The following is a 19,516-nucleotide window of genomic DNA, read 5'->3' on the forward strand; positions in this document are numbered from 1 at the left end:
GTTAACAACTTTCGAGTTAATGACTGAGTGGATTAAGACTGACTATCCGTCGGCGTGGTTAACTTCTCTTGGTTTCTACCCATCTTACGAGAGTAGAACATCAGGATGATCAGGCTGATAATGAAGGTTCCCGCCAATTCGAAGGAGTTGGCACCCATCAGGGCGATAAAGCAGAATACGCAGCCCAGTACGGAAGCGATCAAGCTAAGAATGTTTTTCAGGTTTGCACCGTCAAAACGGATCAGGTCGATACAAGAGTAGAAGTACGGCAGCATGGTTAGCAGCACGGCAATCCCCGTCAACTCACCGAACAGATCCGATGCTTTACCGCCGCTGGCGTTCATCACCGTAATCAGTACCATCAACACCGTCATTTTAATCGCGGCTAAGAACAGGCCTTTTCTTGGAATGCCGTCTTTATCCATTTCACCGTAAACTTTCGGGAAGTTGCCGTCATGTGCGGCGCGAGCACCAGCTTGGCCGACCAACATCATCCATGAGCCTAAAGACGTTAAACAGGCGAACGCGGTAAATGCAGATACTACTGGCCCTGCCCAACTACCCACCATGGTGGAAGCACTGATCGCAAACGGTGCGCCTGATGCCGCCATTTGTGAAGCTGGATACATACCGGCAATAACCTGAGTTGCGGCGATATAAACGATACCGGCAAGGAACGTCCCTAACATGGTAGCGATAGGCACGTTACGTTTTGGATTTTCCACCATACCGGTACTTACCGCGGCAGATTCAACGCCGATAAAGGCCCACAGACATAGCAGAATACTTTTAATGACGGCGTGATAATCGGTGCCTCCTGAAGTATTCCAGTTCGCCTGATAGGTTCCCATATCAAACCAATACCAACCTGCAACACCAGTACCAATAACGGGAATAAGCACTAACACTAAGCCAATGGTAGTTAAGCGGCTGACCCAAGCACCGCCGAGCATATTGACGAAGGTAAAGATCCAAACAATGGCGATACAGGCGATTCCCGCCGGTATTGGGTTGTTAAACATCGGGAAAAAGGTAGAAAGGTAAGAAACGGCGGTAATGCCGATAGCGAGGTTACCAATCCAGTTAGCATGGTAATAGAGCACCCCGGTTTGGAAACCGAAGGCAGGCCCGATTTCACCCGCGTAGGCGATAGGACCACCTTCTTGCGGGTTTTTGGTTGCGAGTCGGGCATAAACGTAAGCCAATGAAATTGCACCGATCAGGGCAACAACCCAACCAATAATTGCGATAGAACCTAAGCTTGCAAGGTTAGCGGGGAGCAATGCGATCCCGCTTCCCATCATATTACCGGCAACAACACCAGTGCAGGCAATGAGGCCAATTTTCTTTGCAGATGCCATAAACTGCCACTCCCATAATAATTATTAAGCTCGACCAATAGACGTAATCTTATTGCGTCAATTGCTTAGCAATACTCACCACGAAAATAAGTATAGGTAATAATTCATATTTTGCAGTGGCACTAATCCTTAAGAGTACTTATTTTTTTTAAGTAAATTCAATGTGATATATATCACTAGCATAAGTGTGGAATAATTCAATATGGCTATGGGTAGATAAATAACGTTATTTATCAAAGGCATGTGAAAAATAGTTATGTAAATGGAAATGATTAATTTATGAAAAACAATAAACTAACTGATGAATATCAATTTATATAAATTCGTAAATTAACCTTATCAATTAAGCCGCTTTAATCTAACTAAAGTGTTAAAGATTAATTAAAGAGTAATTATTTATTAATATCATTAGGAATATTGTTATAAATAATAAATTTTGGCTGGTTTTGAATTGCAGTTGCTAGCGACTCTTTCTCTGATTATCCTATCGGCATGACACAACGTTCTCCTATCTCTCGACGAATCCCGATTGCTCAGCAACAGGCCGTTATGCAGTGTTTGCGCAATGCCTTAGCGCAGGCTAACGCACAGCTAAAAACACAATATCCTGAGCCCAAAATTAGCTATCAACAGCGCGGCACTACGGCGGGAACTGCGTGGTTGCAAGATTGGGAAATCCGCCTGAATCCCGTGTTGCTCCTTGAAAACGGGCAGGAATTCATTGATGAAGTTGTGCCTCATGAACTGGCGCACCTCTTGGTCTATAAGCAGTTTGGTAAAGTTGCCCCTCATGGCCGTGAATGGCAGTGGATGATGGGGCATGTGCTCGGTATTGAACCGCGTCGAACACATAAATTTGGCGTAGAGACGGTGAGTGGGAAAACGTATCCCTATCGTTGTGACTGCCAACTCCATCAGCTGACCGTGCGCCGCCATAATAAAGTGATGCGTAAAGAATCAGAATATCGCTGTCGCCAGTGTGGACAGGTACTAAGTTTCAGCCCAGGTGCAATTTCTGAACGTTAAAAATTTCCCAAAGTGCTTAATAACCACTCAAATCCTCATTTATTAACAATTTAATTCCATCAATGTTTGCGTGGCTAAGGCGGATTGTCTACCCTGCGGCCTTTTCCATATCAATGTTGTTTTTGGAATATGCTTCGCAAAATTTCATACGCGCTGACGTTTTCAGTACTTCTGGCTTGTCCACTTTTAGGACAGGCGCAAAAAATCAATAATTTCACTCAGGCCAAAGCGGCTGCGGTTAAAATAAATCAGGATGCCCCTGGCTCCTTCTACTGTGGCTGCCAAATTGAGTGGCAAGGAAAGAAGGGTATTCCCAATCTGGAGAGTTGCGGATATCAGGCGCGTAAAAATCAGAATCGCGCCTCACGCATTGAGTGGGAGCACGTGATGCCTGCGTGGCAGTTTGGCCACCTAATGCAGTGCTGGCAGGACGGTGGGCGTAAAAACTGCGCCAAAATACCGCAATATGTGCAGATTGAAACCGATCTGCATAACTTGCAGCCCGCAGTGGGGGAAGTGAACGGCGATCGTAATAACTTTATGTATAGCCAATGGCGCGGTGGCGAAGGGCAGTACGGGCAATGTCCGATGAAAGTTGATTTCAAAAACAAACAGGCAGAGCCACCTGCTCGTGCCCGTGGGGCTATTGCCAGAACCTATTTCTATATGCGCGATCGATACAGTATTCGTTTATCTAAACAGCAAACTCAGCTGTTTGACGTCTGGAACCGCCAATATCCAGTGACCGAGTGGGAGTGTACGCGCGATCGGCGGATAGCCAACATGCAAGGCAATCATAATCCTTATGTCCAGCAGGCCTGTGAGGTCTCCAAAGGCTGAGTGTTAGGCGTTTGTCGGTTCTCACTCCAACCCTTATAATCCCACCTATATTTTTTTTCAGCGCCGCACTGCGGCGCTTATCTCATCATTCATAAGGATGATCTACTTCATGCGTATTCCTCGTATTTATCACCCTGAACGCCTTGATGCGCCTTGCGAAATTGATCTTAGCGAAGATGCTGCGAATCACGTTGGGCGAGTTCTGCGCATGAGCGAAGGGCATGAGATCCAGCTATTTGATGGTAGTAACCAGATTTTTACCGCGCATATTATTTCGGCCAGCAAGAAAAACATTCGGGTGAGCGTACAGGCTGGTGTAATCGACGATCGTGAGTCGCCGCTGCATTTGCATTTGGGGCAGGTGATTTCACGTGGTGAAAAGATGGAATTCACCATTCAAAAATCCATTGAGCTAGGTGCTAGCATAATTACCCCGCTGATTTCTGAACGCTGTGGCGTTAAGTTAGATGCTGAGCGCATGGCTAAAAAACTAGGACAGTGGCAAAAAATTGCGATTGCTGCCTGCGAGCAGTGTGGTCGGAATGTGATTCCTGAAATTCGTCCAACGATGCTGTTAGAGCAGTGGTGCGCCGAAGAGGATGATTCTCTGAAGCTGAATTTGCATCCGCGTGCCAATGCGAGTATCAACACATTACCGCTGCCCGTTGAACGCGTACGTTTGCTGATTGGCCCAGAAGGTGGATTATCCGCCGATGAAATTGCCATGACCGCAGGCTACCAATTTACTGATATTCTGTTAGGACCTCGTGTATTACGCACAGAGACCACCGCGCTGACAGCCATAACCGCACTTCAGGTTCGCTTTGGCGATTTAGGCTAGGAGAAAAGAATGATTAAGCTTGGCATTGTGATGGACCCGATTTCTTCCATCAATATCAAAAAAGACACCAGCTTTGCGATGCTGCTAGAAGCACAGCGCCGTGGCTACGAACTGCACTACATGGAAATGAACGATCTTTACATGTATGTGGGGGAAGGGCGTGCGCGCACTCAATTGCTGAGTGTGAAAGAAGATAAAGCGGGCTGGTATGAGTTCCACGGCGAACAGGATATTGCTCTGTCCGATCTCGACGTCATCTTAATGCGTAAAGATCCTCCGTTTGATACCGAGTTTATTTATGCTACTTATATCCTTGAACGAGCGGAAGATAAAGGCACTCTGATCGTCAACAAGCCACAGAGCCTGCGTGACTGTAACGAAAAGCTGTTCACCGCATGGTTTGCCGATTTAACGCCGGACACCTTAGTCACACGCAAAGCGGAACACATTCGTGAATTCTATGCCAAGCACGGTGACATTATTCTGAAACCGCTCGACGGCATGGGCGGCGCATCGATTTTCCGCGTAAAAGCAGAAGATCCGAATTTGTCTGTGATTATCGAAACGCTGACCGAACACAGCAGTCGTTTCTGCATGGCGCAGAATTTCCTTCCTGCGATCAAAGACGGTGACAAACGCGTGCTGGTAGTGGACGGCGAGCCGGTTCCTTACTGCTTGGCGCGTATTCCAAAAAGTGGCGAAACCCGTGGCAACTTGGCTGCTGGTGGGCGTGGTGAAGCGCGTCCATTGACAGAAAGCGACTGGGCCATTGCGCGTAAAGTTGCGCCAGTACTGAAAGAGAAAGGTCTCATCTTTGTTGGTTTAGACATTATCGGCGATCGCCTGACTGAAATTAACGTCACTAGCCCGACCTGTGCGCGTGAGATTGAAGCCGCATTCCCTGATGTGTCCGTGACCGGCATGTTAATGGATGCGATTGAAAAGCGTATTGGTAAGAAGTAATTTTTGCCCCCGATCTGCTAGCGCGATATATGTTTGATCGTGCTTGCAGGTAGGGGTTATCTCCCGTGACATCCAGCCCAAAAATTCGCATACTGAAATTTCAGGATGAAATCACTATACCCCTGCACCTTAAAGAGCTGAGGGTATATTCACTGAATACACTTTAGTGAACACACAAACAAATACAGCGAGTTGAAGCCACGACGATGAATTTAGCGCACCATTTTCTTATAGCCATGCCTTCTATGCAGGACAGCCGATTCAAACGTTCCGTTATTTATGTGTGTGAGCACAATAAAGATGGCGCGATGGGTTTAGTCATTAATAAACCACTGGAACAGCTCACTCTGGGATCCCTATTGGAAAAGCTAAAAATCACGCCAGAGCCAAGAGACGAGAAAATTCGGTTGGATAAACCGGTCATGTACGGTGGCCCATTGGCGGAAGATCGTGGTTTTGTGCTGCATACGCCGCAGCCAAATTTTGGTTCCAGCGTCGCTATTTCCGCTGAATGCATGATGACAACGTCTCGCGACGTGCTTGAAACGTTGGGGACTCAAGCACAGCCAAAAGAAATTTTGGTTTCATTGGGATATTGCAGCTGGGAGGCGGGACAGTTGGAACAAGAGCTGCTGGATAATGCGTGGCTCACCGTTGAAGCTGATGCACATATCCTATTCCATACGCCAATTTCAGAACGCTGGGTCAGCGCGGCTAAAAAACTGGGCATCGATATTCGCAATATGGCCACTTCAGCAGGACACGCGTAATGGGCAACAGAACAATTATCGCTTTCGATTTTGGCACTAAAAGTATTGGTGCTGCGATTGGACAAGAGATTACAGGTACGGCGCGGCCATTGGCTTCATTTAAGGCGAATGAAGGCTCACCTGACTGGACCAAAATTGAAAAAATTTTAAAGGAGTGGCAGCCAGATCTCGTGGTGGTTGGGCTACCTCTCAATATGGACGGCACTGAACAACCGGTTACCGCTCAGGCGCGAAAATTTGCTAATCGCATTCACGGTCGTTTTGGTGTGCAAATTGCTCTACATGATGAACGCTTGAGTACCGTCGAAGCGCGATCGCATCTTTTTGCCGGTGGCGGCTATCGTGCGTTGGATAAAGGTAGCGTCGACGCAGCTTCTGCAGTGATTATCCTTGAAAGCTGGTTTGATCAGCAGGTGGGATGAGCTGATTAATAATGGTAGCGGCAAGACAGGATGATCATCCTGTCTTGTTCTACCCGATAAATGAGTCGGTGTTCTTCATTGATTCTGCGTGACCAATAACCCGATAGATGATGTTTTAAAGGCTCTGGTTTACCAATGCCGGTGAACGGGCTCCTTTCAATTTCTTTAATCAATTCATTGATACGTTTAATAAAACGCTTGTCATTTTCCTGCCAGAAAACATAATCGGCCCAAGACTCATCCGTGAAGAATTTATTCATCCAGCACCTTCTTTTCTAGAGCCTTGGCGCTAGCTTGTGCCAATGATTTAAGCAGGTGTTCAGCATTCGCGGGTGAGCGCATTAAATAAGCGGTTTCCATGAGGCTGGAATACTCTTTGCTAGACATCAAAACGCAGTCTTCACCATTTTGACGGGTGATAAGTATGGGGGTGCAGTCCTGAATAGTTTGATCCATGACTGAGGATAAAGTGGCTCGAGCCGCTGAGTAGGTGATATTGCGCATAAAAATCTCCTGACCGGAAAGTGACAATGTACAACTATATTGTACATTGCCCTTAGTGAGCAGGTTAGTGGTCATGGTCATTTTTTATCCTTCCTAGTATTCCCTGTGCGTTTAAGCGAGCCATGTCCTGCTCAAAACTTAGCATTCCTTGTCGTTGTCCGGTTTGCAGTACGGTAGCTATCTGGTGCGCTTTTTCTTCACGGATTAAGTTACTGACGGCAGGAGTATTGAGCAGAAATTCAAACGCGGCGACTCTCCCTCCTCCTTGCTTGGGCAAAAGCTGCTGTGCCAGCACTGCTTGTAGGCTGCCTGCGATTTGTGTGCGTACAAAATTTTTCTCTTCGGCAGGAAAAACATCAATCAACCGTTCTACCGCTTGTGCGGCTCCTCGCGTATGTAGCGTCGCTAATACTAGATGGCCAGTTTCTGCTGCCGTGAGGGCTAAACGAATGGATTCTGCGTCGCGCAATTCCCCCAGCAGTATGACGTCGGGATCTTCTCGTAACGCGGCGCGCAATGCTTGGTTGAAGCTTGGGACATGAGAGCCAATTTCACGCTGTTGGATAAGCGATTGCTGCGGGATATGAATAAACTCCAAAGGATCTTCAAGCGTAATAATGTGCCATGGCTGATGGTGGTTTATATGGTTAAGCATGGCGGCAAGCGTTGTGGATTTCCCGCTGCCGGTTGCACCACAAACCAAGATGAGTCCTGAGCCAACCTCAAGGAGATTAGCAAGTGCCGCAGGCGCGGATAAATCATGCAGCGTAGGGAGGGTATTTGGGATAATTCGTAGGGCCAGCGAGGGGCCATGTAATTGCTGGAAAGCATTGACTCTGAGCCGGATGCCCCCATGTAGGTTTAAGGCGAAATCTACCTGATGCTGTTGTCGCCATAGGGTATCGGCCTCTGCGGGCAGGTGCATTGCGAGCCAAGAGTCAATCTGGCGCGATGTTATTGGTTCTGCTTCTATCGTTTGTAGTGCGCCGTCGATACGAAGAACGGGTGGATATCCAGTGCAAAGATGCAGATCTGATGCGTTTTGCTTTACACTACGAGCCAATAAATCACAAAAATCCATTTAACCTCCTGAGCCAAAAATTATGAATAGCACTATCCAACAAAATTTAGAGGCCGTCAGGAGCCGTATCAGCGCTGCGGCTCAGGATTGCGGCAGGTCTCCAGAAGAAGTTACGTTGCTTGCAGTCAGTAAAACCAAACCTGTGAGCGCTATCGAAGAAGCGATTGCTGCAGGGCAGAGAACCTTCGGTGAAAACTACGTGCAGGAAGGGGTGAGCAAGATCCAGCATTTTGCACAGACGCCTCACGGAGCAGAGTTGGAGTGGCACTTTATTGGCCCACTGCAATCTAATAAAAGTCGCTTAGTCGCGGAGCATTTTGATTGGATCCATACTATCGATCGTGTGAAAATTGCTCAGCGCCTGAGTGAACAGCGCCCAGCGGAATGCGCACCCTTGAACGTGCTGATCCAAATTAATATTAGTGACGAGAGCAGCAAATCAGGTATTGAACTGAGCGAGCTTGATGCGTTAGCTGTGCAGGTCGCTGAAATGCCTAATCTTCGTCTGCGTGGCTTGATGGCCATTCCTGCGCCAGAAGAAGACTCTGCGAAGCAAAAAGCAGTGTTTGAACAAATGGAACAGGCATTTTTGGCTCTTAAAACGCAGTATCCGCATATCGATACGTTATCGATGGGGATGACCCACGATATGGCGGCTGCGATTACCGCTGGCAGTACGCTCGTTCGCATCGGTACCGCGATTTTTGGCGCTCGTGATTACGGTACAACTTCATAATAATTATCAGTTAATAGACTGATTATTTTAATTTTCTTACTTACCTTACCATTTAACGGATAAAGGGTTTTTCATGCTAACACTGACTTTCTTGGTCAAAACTGTCATTGACCTTTACGTCATGATTTTATTGCTGCGGATCTGGATGCAATGGGCACGCACTGATTTTTATAATCCACTGTCGCAGTTTATTGTGAAAGTGACTCAGCCAATTGTCGGGCCGCTGCGTCGCGTAATCCCTTCACTGGGGCCGATTGATTCGTCTTCGCTGCTGGTGGCATTTTTGCTGATGACGATCAAATATCCGTTGTTGTTGCTGATCCAAAGCGGAGATATCTCGCTTAGCCCTTACAACCTGCTATTTGGTCTGATTTCCGTTATTAAATCTGCGGGTTATCTGGTGTTCTGGGTGATTATCATCCGTTCTATCATGAGCTGGATCAGCCAAGGCCGCAGCCCAATGGACTATGTGTTGATGCAGCTGACTGAGCCGTTGATGTCGCCGATACGTCGTTTTCTTCCTGCGATGGGCGGCTTAGATTTTTCAGCCATGGTCGTGATTTTGGTGCTGTACATGCTGAATTATCTCGGCATGGATCTGCTGGGGCAGCTCTGGTTCTTGCTGTGAGTGGAATGAGTACAGACGCAGTAAAGTTTGAGAATGATGCGCTGGTTTTACGCCTTTATATTCAGCCTAAAGCCAGTCGTGACCAGATTGTTGGGCTACATGGTGAAGAGTTAAAAGTCGCCATTACCGCACCGCCGGTAGATGGCCAGGCTAATGCTCATCTGCAAAAATTTATCGCCAAACAGTTTCGGGTCGCTAAAAGTCAGGTGATTATTGAGAAAGGGGAGTTGGGCCGGCATAAGCAGGTTCGCATTAACCATCCTCAACAAATCCCTGATGTGATCTCTGCATTGTGCTCCCCTGAATAATTATTTTTCTACCGGCAGGCGTTAGCCTGCCGGTGCTATATATAGGATTTATCATGCAAAAAGTGGTACTAGCGACGGGAAATGCAGGCAAAGTTCGTGAGTTGGCAAGCTTGCTGGCCGACTTTGGCTTAGACGTTGTGGCGCAAACTGAATTGGGCGTGGACTCTGCGGAAGAAACGGGCCTGACTTTTATTGAGAACGCGATTCTTAAAGCCCGCCACGCTGCGCAGATCACGGGATTGCCTGCAATTGCCGACGATTCTGGTTTAGCCGTGGATATTTTGGGTGGAGCTCCAGGGATCTATTCCGCACGTTATGCGGGCGAAGATGCCAGCGACCGTCAGAATCTCGAGAAACTGCTGGTAGCGCTGAAAGATGTTCCCGAAGGCCAACGTCAGGCGCGATTCCACTGCGTATTAGTTTATTTACGCCATGCAGAAGATCCTACGCCGCTGGTATGTCACGGCAGCTGGGCGGGTGAAATCAGTTTCGCGCCCTCAGGCGACGGTGGCTTCGGCTACGACCCTATTTTCCATGTTCCTGAGTTAGGTTGTTCTGCGGCGCAGCTTAGTAAAGAGCAGAAAATTGCGGTTTCACACCGTGGCAAAGCATTGAAACTGCTGCTGGAAGCGATGCGCAATGCTTAAGTTGCCCCCGCTTAGTCTCTATATTCATATCCCGTGGTGTGTGCAGAAATGCCCATACTGCGATTTCAATTCTCATGCTCAGAAAGGCGATATTCCTTCGACGGAATATGTCGACCATTTGTTGGCTGATTTAGATGCCGATGTGGCGCTTACCTCAGGGCGTGAAATTGGCACTATTTTTATCGGTGGCGGAACGCCAAGCCTGCTAAGCGCCGAAGGTATGCAGCGTCTAATGGATGGCGTGCGCGCGCGTTTACCGGTTGCGGCAGATGCGGAAGTGACCATGGAGGCGAATCCTGGCACCGTTGAGGCCGATCGCTTCAGCGCCTACCAGCGAGCCGGTATCAATCGTATTTCGATTGGCGTGCAAAGCTTTAGCGCAGAGAAGTTAACGCGTTTAGGGCGCATTCATGGGCCTGAAGAGGCCAAACGTGCGGCACATCTGGCGCAAGGTTTAGGGCTACGCAGTTTTAATCTCGATTTGATGCACGGCTTGCCAGACCAGTCATTGGAAGAGGCGCTTGATGATTTGCGTCAGGCGATTGAACTGAATCCGCCGCATTTGTCGTGGTATCAACTCACGATTGAGCCGAACACGCTGTTTGGTTCGCGTCCGCCAAAATTACCGGATGACGACGCGCTATGGGATATTTTCCAGCGCGGTGATGAACTGCTACGCGCAGCGGGGTATCAGCAATATGAAACTTCGGCCTATGCCAAGTCGGGCTATCAGTGCCAGCATAATTTGAACTACTGGCGCTTTGGCGACTATCTGGGGATTGGCTGCGGAGCGCACGGTAAGGTGACGTTTGAAGACGGACGCATTTTGCGCACGGCGAAAACACGTCATCCGCGCGGATATATGCAAGGGCGTTACCTTGATAAACAGCATGAGGTGGAGAGCGACGATCGCCCGTTCGAGTTCTTTATGAACCGCTTTAGATTGCTTGAGCCTACGCCGCGTGCGGAATTCCAATTGTACACAGGGCTTGGCGAAGAGGTGATTCGTGCTCAGCTTGATGAAGCACTGGCACAAAATTATATCGTAGAAACCGATGAATATTGGCAGATTACCGAGCACGGAAAGCTGTTTTTGAATTCGTTGCTGGAGCTATTTCTGTAGCAGTTTCATCTCATTGTCCCTAACTGGCCCTCCTCTTTGCAGGGGAGGGCTGGCTTCAGATCAACGTTGGCGTAAGCCCAGATCAATGGTTGTTTTGCTTGGTTCACCGCCGATTTCACGTGTGAGCTTTGGCACCATATAGCCTGAGACTTTCGTCATCAGTTCACGCATGATCAACCGTGCTTCATCATCTGGCACCATAAAATGCGCCGCGCCTTGTACTCGATCGAGGACATGCAGGTAGTAAGGCATGATTCCCGCATCAAACAGTGCATTGCTGAGCTTAGCCAATGTATCTGCGTTATCATTCACCCCGCGCAGTAAAACGCCCTGATTGAGAAGCGTGACGTTGGCGCGTTTGAGGCGCGTCATGGCATCACAAAACTCTGGGTCAATTTCATTGGCATGGTTAACGTGAGTCACCAGCAGAATCTGTAAGCGTGACTGAGAAAAACGTTGCGTCAGCGCTTCGGTGATTCGAGCAGGGATCACCACCGGCAAGCGGCTATGGATGCGCAGCCGTTTAATATGCGGGATGGTTTCTATCTCGTCGAGCAACCAGGCCAGCTCGTGATCTTTCGCCATCAACGGATCGCCGCCGGAAAAAATGATTTCGTCCAGCTCTGGCTGTTGGCGAATATAATCTAGGGCGTGACGCCAGTTGGCTTTATTCCCCTGATTTTCCTGATAGGGAAAGTGACGGCGGAAGCAATAACGACAGTTAACCGCACAGCCGCCTTTGACCAACAGCAACGCTCGGTTAATATATTTATGCAGTAGCCCTGGCACGGCGATGGCGTCGTCTTGTTCTTCCAGCGGATCGGTCGAATAGCCCGGCGTGGCGATAAATTCGTTGGCGGACGTCATGACCTGAAGGAGGAGCGGATCGTTCGGGTCGCCCTTTTTCATGCGTCGAGCGAAGGCGTGAGGAACGCGCAGGGCGAAAAGACGCCGCGCATCGTGGCCTTTTTGCCATTCAGGGCTGTCGGAAAGTGCTAAATATTCAAGCAATTCTGCCGGTTCAGTAATAACATCGGCAAGTTGTTGCAGCCAATCTTCTCTAGACTGCGTATTTTGAGTTACAATATGTGCCATTTTTTTGGCTAAGCTACCAGTTATAAATAATTCAGAGGGCCTTTATGGCGACTTATTCTAGCAACGATTTCCGTCCCGGTCTTAAAATCATGTTCGAGGGCGAGCCTTATGCAGTAGAAAGCAGCGAGTTTGTGAAACCAGGTAAAGGCCAAGCCTTTGCTCGCGTTAAAATGCGTCGCCTGCTGACCGGCACCCGTGTTGAAAAAACCTTTAAATCTACTGACTCCGCAGAAGGCGCGGACGTTGTCGATCTGAACCTGACTTACCTGTACAACGACGGTGAGTTCTATCATTTCATGAACAACGAAACCTTCGAGCAGTTGGCTGCTGATGAGAAAGCCATCGGCGATAACGCTAAATGGATGCTGGATCAGGCAGAGTGTATCGTAACTCTGTGGAACGGCCGTCCAATTCAGGTTACTCCTCCAAACTTCGTAGAGCTGGAAATCGTTGATACCGATCCAGGTCTGAAAGGTGATACCGCAGGTACCGGCGGTAAACCTGCAACCCTGAGCACTGGCGCAGTGGTTAAAGTTCCATTGTTCGTACAGATCGGCGAAGTGATCAAAGTTGACACCCGTTCTGGCGAATATGTTTCTCGCGTTAAGTAATTGCGAAGAAAGCTAATTTGTTTTAAAAAAGCCGCGTACAACGCGGTTTTTTTTTACCTAAAAGGCTCGCATGAGGAACACGGATAAATATGATAAAGAAAATCGTTGTGTTGGCATTAGTGGTGAGTGCGTTAGCGGCTTTGAGTGGTTGTAACACCGCCCGCGGATTCGGCGAGGATGTACAGCATCTCGGCGGCGCAATTTCACGGGTTGCGAGCTAATTAATTAAGAGCGGTGATGTTTTTTCGCTTACTGCTGATTTCTTGTCTACGCTTAAAAGGCATTACTTTTAAAACTGCAGATAAGGAAGATAGCAATGATCAAGAAAAGCATCGCATTAGTATGTTCTCTGTTAGTTCTTGCCGCTTTGGCTGGATGTAATACGACTCGCGGTGCGGGTGAAGACGTAGAAGCCGGTGGTCAGGCGATTCAGCGCGCCGCACAGTAGCTTTTATTTGCCATACGCAAGGGCGTTGTCTTGTTGCCTACGCCCTGATATTTCCTCTTCTTAACTTTTTCTCAAAATCATCGTACCCTAACGTCGCTTCACTATTCAAAAAACTACGCAGGACGACCTGTGTACGTATCTTAATTCGGGGACGACCCCATCGTTGTGGATAAATCGCATGTCTTGGATCATTCTGATGGTCGCTGGTCTCTTGGAAGTTGTTTGGGCAATTGGCTTAAAGTATACCCATGGTTTTTCTCGCTTAACGCCGAGCATTATTACTATTGCTGCCATGGTGGTGAGTATGGTGCTGTTGGCGCATGCGATGAAAACCTTACCGGCAGGCACCGCTTATGCCGTGTGGACGGGAATTGGTGCCGTAGGGGCGGCCATTATGGGGATTGTACTGCTAGGGGAATCTGCGAGCCTGCCAAGAATTATCAGCCTGTGTCTGATCGTTATCGGGATACTGGGTTTGAAATTCAGTAGCCAATAATCTTAGCCTCGCTCGCGTTACAGCTCGCCTCTAATGAGGCGGGCTCATATCGATAGGTGATTGGTTCACCCAAATTAAATCCTGAGTTTTAAATCCATATCGCTGGGCGGTTGCCAGCAACTTTTGCTTTACGTTGTCATCCAGCGTGGGCGTACGCGCCAGTATCCATAGGTAGTCCTTATTTGGCCCGCAAATCAACGCGTAGCGATACTCACTATCCAACTCAATCACGTTGTAACCACCATAGAATGGGCCGAAGAAAGAAACCTTGAGCGAAGCAATATTCGGCGACTGAACGAAATAAGCTTTGCCGATGCTCTCCTTCCATTGGTGCTTTTCAGTGTTGAATCCACGATTAACGACCTTTACACCACCGTCTTCCCGCATGCTGTAGTGGGCTGTGACGTGATCTAATCCCTGTTCAAAAGGATGATTTAGGCGGGCAATCTCGTACCAGTTGCCGAGATAACGGGGCAGTTGAAAGTCGCTGACGACGGTGACGTCAGGCGGCGGCTTAGTGCTACAGCCAACGGAGAGTAGCGCTGTAATCACAGCGGCAATGCGAGACCAAACAGGCATAACGGCTCCTTTTCAAACGGATACCGTTAAAGTGTAGACCTGATAGTAGCAATCTAACTAATAAAAAAGCCTCCCGAAGGAGGCTTTCATACAGCGAAGGGACTCATTACAGCGTGAATACGCCGATCAGCGCAACTACGCTCAGAATCGCTGCTAAACCGTAGAACACCCACTTACCCGCAGGTACGTGGATTTTCAGGTCATGCATCATATGATGCAAACGGTGCAAACCACACCACAGCGGCAGAATGATCATCAGCAGCCAGAAAATACGGCCAATGAAGCTCTGGCTGAAGCTCAGCGCACGTTCGAAAGTCAGTGCATCTGGGAACCAGCCCAGAGGCAGCATGATGCCAACGATCAGGATTACGACGGGCGCAATGATTGCACCCCACATGCCGCCTGCACCAAATAGCCCCCAGAAAACCGGCTCGTCAGAACGTTTGTATACTTTATTATCCACAATGTTCTCCTTTACGGTTATAGCAGGGTAACGGCCAAAATGACCACAGTCGCAATGATGGTCACCACCCAAAGGGCTTTGATCACCGGGCCAGGGCCCATTTTCGTGTCACCAACCACGATATTGGCCGCCTTTGGAGCAAGCTCAAACCAGGTTTTGGTATGAAGTGCAGCCAGAAGCAATGAGATGATGTTCAGGATTAGCACCAGTGGGTTCTGCAAGAAAGCGACAAAGCTTTCCCAGCCAGCAGCGCCGTCTTTCATGGAGAAAATTCCATAAATCAGCACGATGCTGAACCATACGTTGCCCAGAGCAGAGCTCTCACGCAGCATATAGAACTTGTAGAAACCGAGTTTCTGCCACCAGTTAGCCTGCATACCGCGCACATAAGGTTTGCGTTTAGTTGAAGTCGTCATTGATTCATCCTCCCTTATTGCGGTTTCAGCATCGCGATCATGAAGTCTTTCGCACTTTCAACTTTACCCTGCTGGATAGCAGCGGCTGGGTCGACGTGTTTCGGACAAACTTCTGAGCAGTAACCGACGAATGTACATGTCCAAACACCGTTATCGGAGTTCAGTACAGGCATACGCTCTTTCTGCCCGTGATCGCGGGTGTCCAGATTGTAACGGTGTGCCAGAGTGATAGCGGCTGGGCCGATGAACTCAGGATTCAGACCAAACTGTGGGCAGGCTGCATAGCACAGACCACAGTTAATGCAGCCGGAGAACTGATGGTATTTTTCCATCTGAGCTGGGGTCTGCAGGTTGGTGCCGTCTTCTGGTTTACGGTTATTACCGATGATGTATGGCTTAATGGCTTCCAGACTTTCGATAAAGTGAGTCATATCGACCACCAGATCGCGTTCTACTGGGAAGTTGCCTAACGCTTCAACGCGCATACCGGTTGGGTAGTCACGCAGGAAGGTTTTACACGCCAGCTTAGGCACACGGTCAACCATCATGCCGCAAGAGCCACAGATTGCCATACGGCAAGACCAGCGGTAAGACAGGTCGGCAGCCAGATTATCTTTGATGTAGCCTAACGCATCCAGCAGGGAAGTCGTTTCGTCATACGGGACGTCATACGTCACGAAATGCGGCTCGGCATCCTGTTCTGGGTTATAGCGCATGACTTCCATTTTCAAGATTTTCATCTCAGCCATTCGCTTGCTCCTTATTCTTTGCATCCTGAGCTTCTGCTTCAGCACCGTATACACGTTTTGCTGGTTGCAGTTTGGTAATTTTCACGTCGCTGTATTCAATGCGTGGGGCGAGGCCGTCGGCATTTTTGAATGTCAGGGTGTGCTTCAGGAAGTTAACGTCATCACGCTCGGTGCAACCTTCATCCAGACGCTGATGTGCGCCACGGGATTCTTTACGGTTGATTGCCGCATGAGCCATACATTCAGCCACGTTCAGGCCGTGACCCAATTCGATGGTGTACAGCAGGTCGGTGTTGAAGACGCTAGAGTTATCAGTGATTTTGACGCGTTTGAAACGTTCTTTCAGTTCGGCCAATTTATCAACGGTTTTCTGCATCAGGTCAGTAGTACGGTAGATACCACAGCCTTCTTCCATTGACATACCCATCTCGTCACGGATTTTCGCCCAGCTTTCAGTACCTTCCTGATTAGCCAGTGCGTGCAGACGTGCTTCAACGTCTTTTGCCTGTGCATCTAGTGCGCTGCCGTTAGCCGGAGTGGCTTCCTGTGAGCGCTGAACAGCGTGTTCGCCCGCAACGCGGCCAAATACCACCAGCTCTGCCAGAGAGTTAGAGCCCAGACGGTTTGCACCGTGTAGACCAACAGAAGAACACTCACCCACGGCGAACAGACCCTGAATACGGGTTTCGCAGTTCTGGTTGGTTTCAATACCACCCATGGTGTAGTGCGCAGTTGGACGAACTGGGATCGGTTCTTTAACCGGATCGACGCCCACGTAAGCTTTAGACAGCTCACAGATGAACGGCAGACGCTCCAGCAGTTTTTTCTCACCCAGATGACGCAGGTCCAGATAGACCACATCGCCGCGCGGAGTAGAGATGGTGCGGCCTGCGCGCCATTCGTGCCAGAATGCCTGAGAAACTTTGTCACGTGGACCCAGTTCCATGTATTTGTTTTTTGGTTCGCCGAGTGGGGTTTCAGGGCCCATTCCGTAGTCTTGCAGATAGCGATAGCCATCTTTGTTGACCAGAATACCACCTTCACCACGACAGCCTTCAGTCATCAGGATCCCTGAACCCGGCAGGCCGGTTGGGTGATACTGAACAAATTCCATATCACGTAAAGGAATACCGTGATCTAACGCCATGCCCATACCGTCGCCGGTAACGATGCCGCCATTGGTGTTGTAGCGATACACACGGCCTGCGCCGCCTGTTGCCATAACCACGGCGTTTGCACGGATCTGAACCAGAGTACCTTCCATCATATTCATGGCAACAAGGCCGCGTGCTTTGCCTTCGTCGACCAAAATGTCGAGAACGAAGTGCTCATCAAAGCGCTGAATCTGTGGATATTTCAAAGAAGTTTGGAAAAGAGTGTGCAGCATATGGAAGCCGGTTTTATCCGCGGCGAACCAAGTACGCTCAATCTTCATCCCGCCAAAACGGCGAACGTTAACGGAACCGTCAGGTTTACGGCTCCAAGGGCAACCCCATTGCTCAAGCTGAGCCATTTCGCGAGGACAGTTATGGACGAAATGATCGACCACATCCTGTTCACAAAGCCAGTCACCACCAGCAACGGTATCGTTGAAATGGTAGTCGTATGAGTCGTGAGCCTGAGTAACGGCTGCTGATCCGCCTTCTGCGGCCACAGTGTGGCTACGCATTGGATATACTTTAGAGATAAGCGCGATCTTCAGTTGAGGGTTGGCTTCCGCTGCTGCAATTGCTGCACGTAAACCAGCACCCCCTGCCCCGACGATGGCAAGGTCTGCGTTAAAGGTTTGCACTGCATTCCTCCGGGTGATCAATTGTCAATATCAATTAAAATGAATAACCATTCCAAATGTCGCACTAAGAGAAGTAGTAGCAGATATTCAAACAGTTGCTCTCTTTAGTGCGCATCGGGAATGGCTAAGATTTATAAGTTCAAGTGATAAAATTATACCTAAAACGAAGTAGTAGAAACTTGATGTGATCGATTGTTTTGCTGTTTTCCCTACTAACCGTAGTACAAAAATGTGATATCAGCGCTATTTCTGTCTGTTCTCGTGGTTTTTATGTATTTTATGTTCTTTTTATAGAATATAGAGCAGCCAATAGTTTTGCTGTGTGGTTATTAGCTCACTCAGTGAGCGCCAATGGTTTGTTTGCCTGCGATGATGCGGGTAGACTGCACATCCTGTTTTATAGCGGAGTAATTATCATGAGCGAAACGGCAAGCTGGCAGCCAAGTGCCCCTATCGCCAATTTGTTGAAGCGCGCGACAATCGTGTCCACCATTCGTCGATTCTTCTCGGACCGCGGTGTTCTTGAAGTCGACACGCCGGCAATGAGTCAGGCAACGGTAACGGACATTCATCTTGTGCCATTCCAAACCCATTTTGTGGGCCCCGGTGCGGCGCAGGGCATGACGCTATACATGATGACCAGTCCGGAATATCACATGAAGCGCCTGTTAGCAGCGGGCAGTGGGCCGATTTATCAGCTCGGTAAAAGCTTCCGCAATGAAGAGTCAGGCCGCCATCATAATCCTGAGTTCAGCATGCTGGAGTGGTATCGCCCACACTACGACATGTACCGTTTAATGAATGAAGTCGACGATCTTCTGCAACAGGTATTGGAATGCGACAGCGCCGAAACGCTTTCCTACCAGCAGGCGTTTATTCGTCATTTGGATATGGATCCGCTTTCTGCTGACAAAGTACAGCTGCGTGAAGTGGCGGCGAAGCTCGATCTGAGCAACGTGGCCGACCAAGAAGAAGATCGCGATACACTGCTACAACTGCTGTTTACCTTTGGCGTTGAGCCTAATATTGGCCGTGATAAGCCAACGTTTGTGTATCATTTCCCTGCCTCTCAAGCCTCTTTAGCGCAAATTAGCACTGAAGATCACCGTGTGGCAGAGCGCTTTGAGGTCTATTACAAAGGCATCGAACTGGCGAATGGCTTCCATGAGTTAACGGATGCTCGCGAACAGCGTATGCGTTTTGAGCAAGATAACCGTAAACGCGCCGCAATGGGTCTGCCAGAGCATCCACTGGATGAGAATCTGCTGGCGGCATTAGAGCACGGTTTGCCGGATTGCTCGGGTGTTGCACTTGGCGTTGATCGATTGATTATGCTGGCGCTAAAAGCAGAACGGTTAAGTGAAGTGATTGCGTTTCCGGTGGATAGGGCGTAGGTGATTTTTGGCTGAGCGCCGAATTTTTTTGCATTCTCTATATTATTAGAACGGTGAAAAATTTCGTCCGCCCGTGAGCATTTGTGTTTCTATGAAACCGCTGGCGTAGGCGTCCGAGAAGAGGTTGCCAGCGCGCAACCTCTTCACTCTCGCGCTTTTCACCGAGTCGTTTGGCCGACCGGTCTCGGAGCGCACGTCCTGTGCGCCCTCAACCTGCCACCAG

26 protein-coding genes are annotated in these 19,516 nt (G+C 48.9%); 16 read left to right on the forward strand and 10 right to left on the reverse strand.

Annotated features, from left to right (window positions below; all coding sequences use genetic code 11):
- Nucleotides 1–32: 32 nt before the first annotated feature.
- A complete protein-coding gene (gene cadB, locus RSC70_RS16830) occupies nucleotides 33–1,361 on the reverse strand; it encodes a cadaverine/lysine antiporter (RefSeq protein WP_025798689.1) in 1,329 nt (442 codons plus the stop codon).
- A gap of 492 nt (nucleotides 1,362–1,853) precedes the next feature.
- Between cadB and RSC70_RS16835 the strand changes: the two genes are divergently transcribed.
- The 6 genes from RSC70_RS16835 to ruvX all read left to right on the forward strand — a co-directional run bounded on the left by RSC70_RS16835 (nucleotide 1,854) and on the right by ruvX (nucleotide 6,223).
- On the forward strand, nucleotides 1,854–2,387 hold the full coding sequence (locus tag RSC70_RS16835; RefSeq protein ID WP_332543041.1) for a SprT family zinc-dependent metalloprotease: 534 nt from the start codon (nucleotides 1,854–1,856) through the stop codon (nucleotides 2,385–2,387).
- A gap of 129 nt (nucleotides 2,388–2,516) precedes the next feature.
- A complete protein-coding gene (gene endA, locus RSC70_RS16840; RefSeq protein WP_332543042.1) occupies nucleotides 2,517–3,227 on the forward strand; it encodes a deoxyribonuclease I in 711 nt (236 codons plus the stop codon).
- A 109-nt stretch (nucleotides 3,228–3,336) separates the two neighbouring features.
- Nucleotides 3,337–4,068, forward strand: coding sequence for a 16S rRNA (uracil(1498)-N(3))-methyltransferase (gene rsmE / locus RSC70_RS16845; protein ID WP_332543043.1), 732 nt, complete (start codon nucleotides 3,337–3,339; stop codon nucleotides 4,066–4,068).
- Nucleotides 4,069–4,077: 9 nt separating this feature from the next.
- Entirely contained in the window at nucleotides 4,078–5,031 is a 954-nt protein-coding gene (gene gshB / locus RSC70_RS16850) for a glutathione synthase (protein ID WP_040046342.1), read from the forward strand.
- A 206-nt stretch (nucleotides 5,032–5,237) separates the two neighbouring features.
- Nucleotides 5,238–5,801, forward strand: a complete 564-nt coding sequence (locus RSC70_RS16855) for a YqgE/AlgH family protein (protein ID WP_063585935.1) — start codon at nucleotides 5,238–5,240, stop codon at nucleotides 5,799–5,801.
- A complete protein-coding gene (gene ruvX / locus RSC70_RS16860; protein ID WP_025798700.1) occupies nucleotides 5,801–6,223 on the forward strand; it encodes a Holliday junction resolvase RuvX in 423 nt (140 codons plus the stop codon). Before RSC70_RS16855 ends, ruvX begins: the two co-directional genes overlap by 1 nt.
- A 5-nt stretch (nucleotides 6,224–6,228) precedes the next feature.
- On the opposite strand, the gene RSC70_RS16865 is transcribed toward ruvX, so the two are convergent.
- The 3 genes from RSC70_RS16865 to RSC70_RS16875 form a co-directional block, all read right to left on the reverse strand.
- Nucleotides 6,229–6,483: a Txe/YoeB family addiction module toxin gene (locus RSC70_RS16865; RefSeq protein WP_103008914.1), complete on the reverse strand. Its 255-nt coding sequence runs from the start codon at nucleotides 6,481–6,483 to the stop codon at nucleotides 6,229–6,231.
- On the reverse strand, nucleotides 6,476–6,727 hold the full coding sequence (locus RSC70_RS16870) for a type II toxin-antitoxin system Phd/YefM family antitoxin (protein WP_103010386.1): 252 nt from the start codon (nucleotides 6,725–6,727) through the stop codon (nucleotides 6,476–6,478). The genes RSC70_RS16865 and RSC70_RS16870 overlap by 8 nt, the downstream gene beginning before the upstream one ends.
- Before the next feature lie 64 nt (nucleotides 6,728–6,791).
- Nucleotides 6,792–7,808: a type IV pilus twitching motility protein PilT gene (locus RSC70_RS16875; protein WP_130999364.1), complete on the reverse strand. Its 1,017-nt coding sequence runs from the start codon at nucleotides 7,806–7,808 to the stop codon at nucleotides 6,792–6,794.
- A 22-nt stretch (nucleotides 7,809–7,830) separates the two neighbouring features.
- On the opposite strand from RSC70_RS16875, the gene RSC70_RS16880 reads away from it, so the two are divergent.
- The 5 genes from RSC70_RS16880 (at nucleotide 7,831) to hemW (ending at nucleotide 11,250) form a co-directional block, all read left to right on the forward strand.
- A complete protein-coding gene (locus RSC70_RS16880) occupies nucleotides 7,831–8,544 on the forward strand; it encodes a YggS family pyridoxal phosphate-dependent enzyme (RefSeq protein ID WP_332543044.1) in 714 nt (237 codons plus the stop codon).
- A gap of 73 nt (nucleotides 8,545–8,617) precedes the next feature.
- On the forward strand, nucleotides 8,618–9,172 hold the full coding sequence (locus RSC70_RS16885; protein WP_282807401.1) for a YggT family protein: 555 nt from the start codon (nucleotides 8,618–8,620) through the stop codon (nucleotides 9,170–9,172).
- A gap of 5 nt (nucleotides 9,173–9,177) precedes the next feature.
- The gene (yggU, locus tag RSC70_RS16890; RefSeq protein ID WP_130999362.1) at nucleotides 9,178–9,480 is read left to right on the forward strand and encodes a DUF167 family protein YggU; all 303 of its coding nucleotides are present in this window, start codon (nucleotides 9,178–9,180) and stop codon (nucleotides 9,478–9,480) included.
- A gap of 53 nt (nucleotides 9,481–9,533) precedes the next feature.
- Nucleotides 9,534–10,127, forward strand: coding sequence for an RdgB/HAM1 family non-canonical purine NTP pyrophosphatase (rdgB, locus tag RSC70_RS16895; RefSeq protein WP_040046337.1), 594 nt, complete (start codon nucleotides 9,534–9,536; stop codon nucleotides 10,125–10,127).
- Nucleotides 10,120–11,250, forward strand: a complete 1,131-nt coding sequence (gene hemW / locus RSC70_RS16900) for a radical SAM family heme chaperone HemW (protein WP_332543045.1) — start codon at nucleotides 10,120–10,122, stop codon at nucleotides 11,248–11,250. Before rdgB ends, hemW begins: the two co-directional genes overlap by 8 nt.
- Before the next feature lie 60 nt (nucleotides 11,251–11,310).
- Here the strand turns inward: hemW and epmB are convergent, their stop codons facing one another.
- On the reverse strand, nucleotides 11,311–12,345 hold the full coding sequence (gene epmB, locus RSC70_RS16905) for an EF-P beta-lysylation protein EpmB (protein ID WP_103008920.1): 1,035 nt from the start codon (nucleotides 12,343–12,345) through the stop codon (nucleotides 11,311–11,313).
- 44 nt (nucleotides 12,346–12,389) lie between these two features.
- Here epmB and efp point away from each other — a divergent pair, with 44 nt between their 5' ends.
- From efp to sugE, 4 genes are all read left to right on the forward strand, one after another.
- Nucleotides 12,390–12,956, forward strand: coding sequence for an elongation factor P (gene efp, locus RSC70_RS16910; RefSeq protein WP_025798719.1), 567 nt, complete (start codon nucleotides 12,390–12,392; stop codon nucleotides 12,954–12,956).
- A gap of 89 nt (nucleotides 12,957–13,045) precedes the next feature.
- Nucleotides 13,046–13,177 carry an entericidin A/B family lipoprotein gene (locus RSC70_RS16915; RefSeq protein WP_130999359.1) on the forward strand — a complete coding sequence of 44 codons (132 nt, stop codon included), beginning with the start codon at nucleotides 13,046–13,048 and terminating at the stop codon, nucleotides 13,175–13,177.
- 95 nt (nucleotides 13,178–13,272) lie between these two features.
- Entirely contained in the window at nucleotides 13,273–13,404 is a 132-nt protein-coding gene (locus tag RSC70_RS16920; RefSeq protein ID WP_008814834.1) for an entericidin A/B family lipoprotein, read from the forward strand.
- A gap of 178 nt (nucleotides 13,405–13,582) precedes the next feature.
- The gene (gene sugE / locus RSC70_RS16925; protein ID WP_025798724.1) at nucleotides 13,583–13,900 is read left to right on the forward strand and encodes a quaternary ammonium compound efflux SMR transporter SugE; all 318 of its coding nucleotides are present in this window, start codon (nucleotides 13,583–13,585) and stop codon (nucleotides 13,898–13,900) included.
- 30 nt (nucleotides 13,901–13,930) lie between these two features.
- On the opposite strand, the gene blc is transcribed toward sugE, so the two are convergent.
- From blc to frdA, 5 genes are all read right to left on the reverse strand, one after another.
- Nucleotides 13,931–14,479 carry an outer membrane lipoprotein Blc gene (blc, locus tag RSC70_RS16930; protein WP_046359442.1) on the reverse strand — a complete coding sequence of 183 codons (549 nt, stop codon included), beginning with the start codon at nucleotides 14,477–14,479 and terminating at the stop codon, nucleotides 13,931–13,933.
- A 106-nt stretch (nucleotides 14,480–14,585) separates the two neighbouring features.
- Nucleotides 14,586–14,942: a fumarate reductase subunit FrdD gene (gene frdD, locus RSC70_RS16935; protein WP_025798728.1), complete on the reverse strand. Its 357-nt coding sequence runs from the start codon at nucleotides 14,940–14,942 to the stop codon at nucleotides 14,586–14,588.
- 17 nt (nucleotides 14,943–14,959) lie between these two features.
- The gene (gene frdC / locus RSC70_RS16940) at nucleotides 14,960–15,358 is read right to left on the reverse strand and encodes a fumarate reductase subunit FrdC (protein ID WP_040046331.1); all 399 of its coding nucleotides are present in this window, start codon (nucleotides 15,356–15,358) and stop codon (nucleotides 14,960–14,962) included.
- Nucleotides 15,359–15,372: 14 nt separating this feature from the next.
- Nucleotides 15,373–16,107 (reverse strand): succinate dehydrogenase/fumarate reductase iron-sulfur subunit, encoded by a 735-nt coding sequence (locus RSC70_RS16945; protein WP_332538636.1) that lies wholly within the window; start codon nucleotides 16,105–16,107, stop codon nucleotides 15,373–15,375.
- Nucleotides 16,100–17,899, reverse strand: a complete 1,800-nt coding sequence (frdA, locus tag RSC70_RS16950; RefSeq protein ID WP_043490654.1) for a fumarate reductase (quinol) flavoprotein subunit — start codon at nucleotides 17,897–17,899, stop codon at nucleotides 16,100–16,102. Before frdA ends, RSC70_RS16945 begins: the two co-directional genes overlap by 8 nt.
- 416 nt (nucleotides 17,900–18,315) lie before the next feature.
- Here frdA and epmA point away from each other — a divergent pair, with 416 nt between their 5' ends.
- Nucleotides 18,316–19,293 (forward strand): elongation factor P--(R)-beta-lysine ligase, encoded by a 978-nt coding sequence (gene epmA, locus RSC70_RS16955; protein ID WP_025798737.1) that lies wholly within the window; start codon nucleotides 18,316–18,318, stop codon nucleotides 19,291–19,293.
- Nucleotides 19,294–19,516: the final 223 nt, after the last annotated feature.

Source organism: Hafnia sp., from assembly GCF_036648275.1.
GTDB classification, from domain to species: Bacteria; Pseudomonadota; Gammaproteobacteria; order Enterobacterales; family Enterobacteriaceae; genus Hafnia; species Hafnia alvei.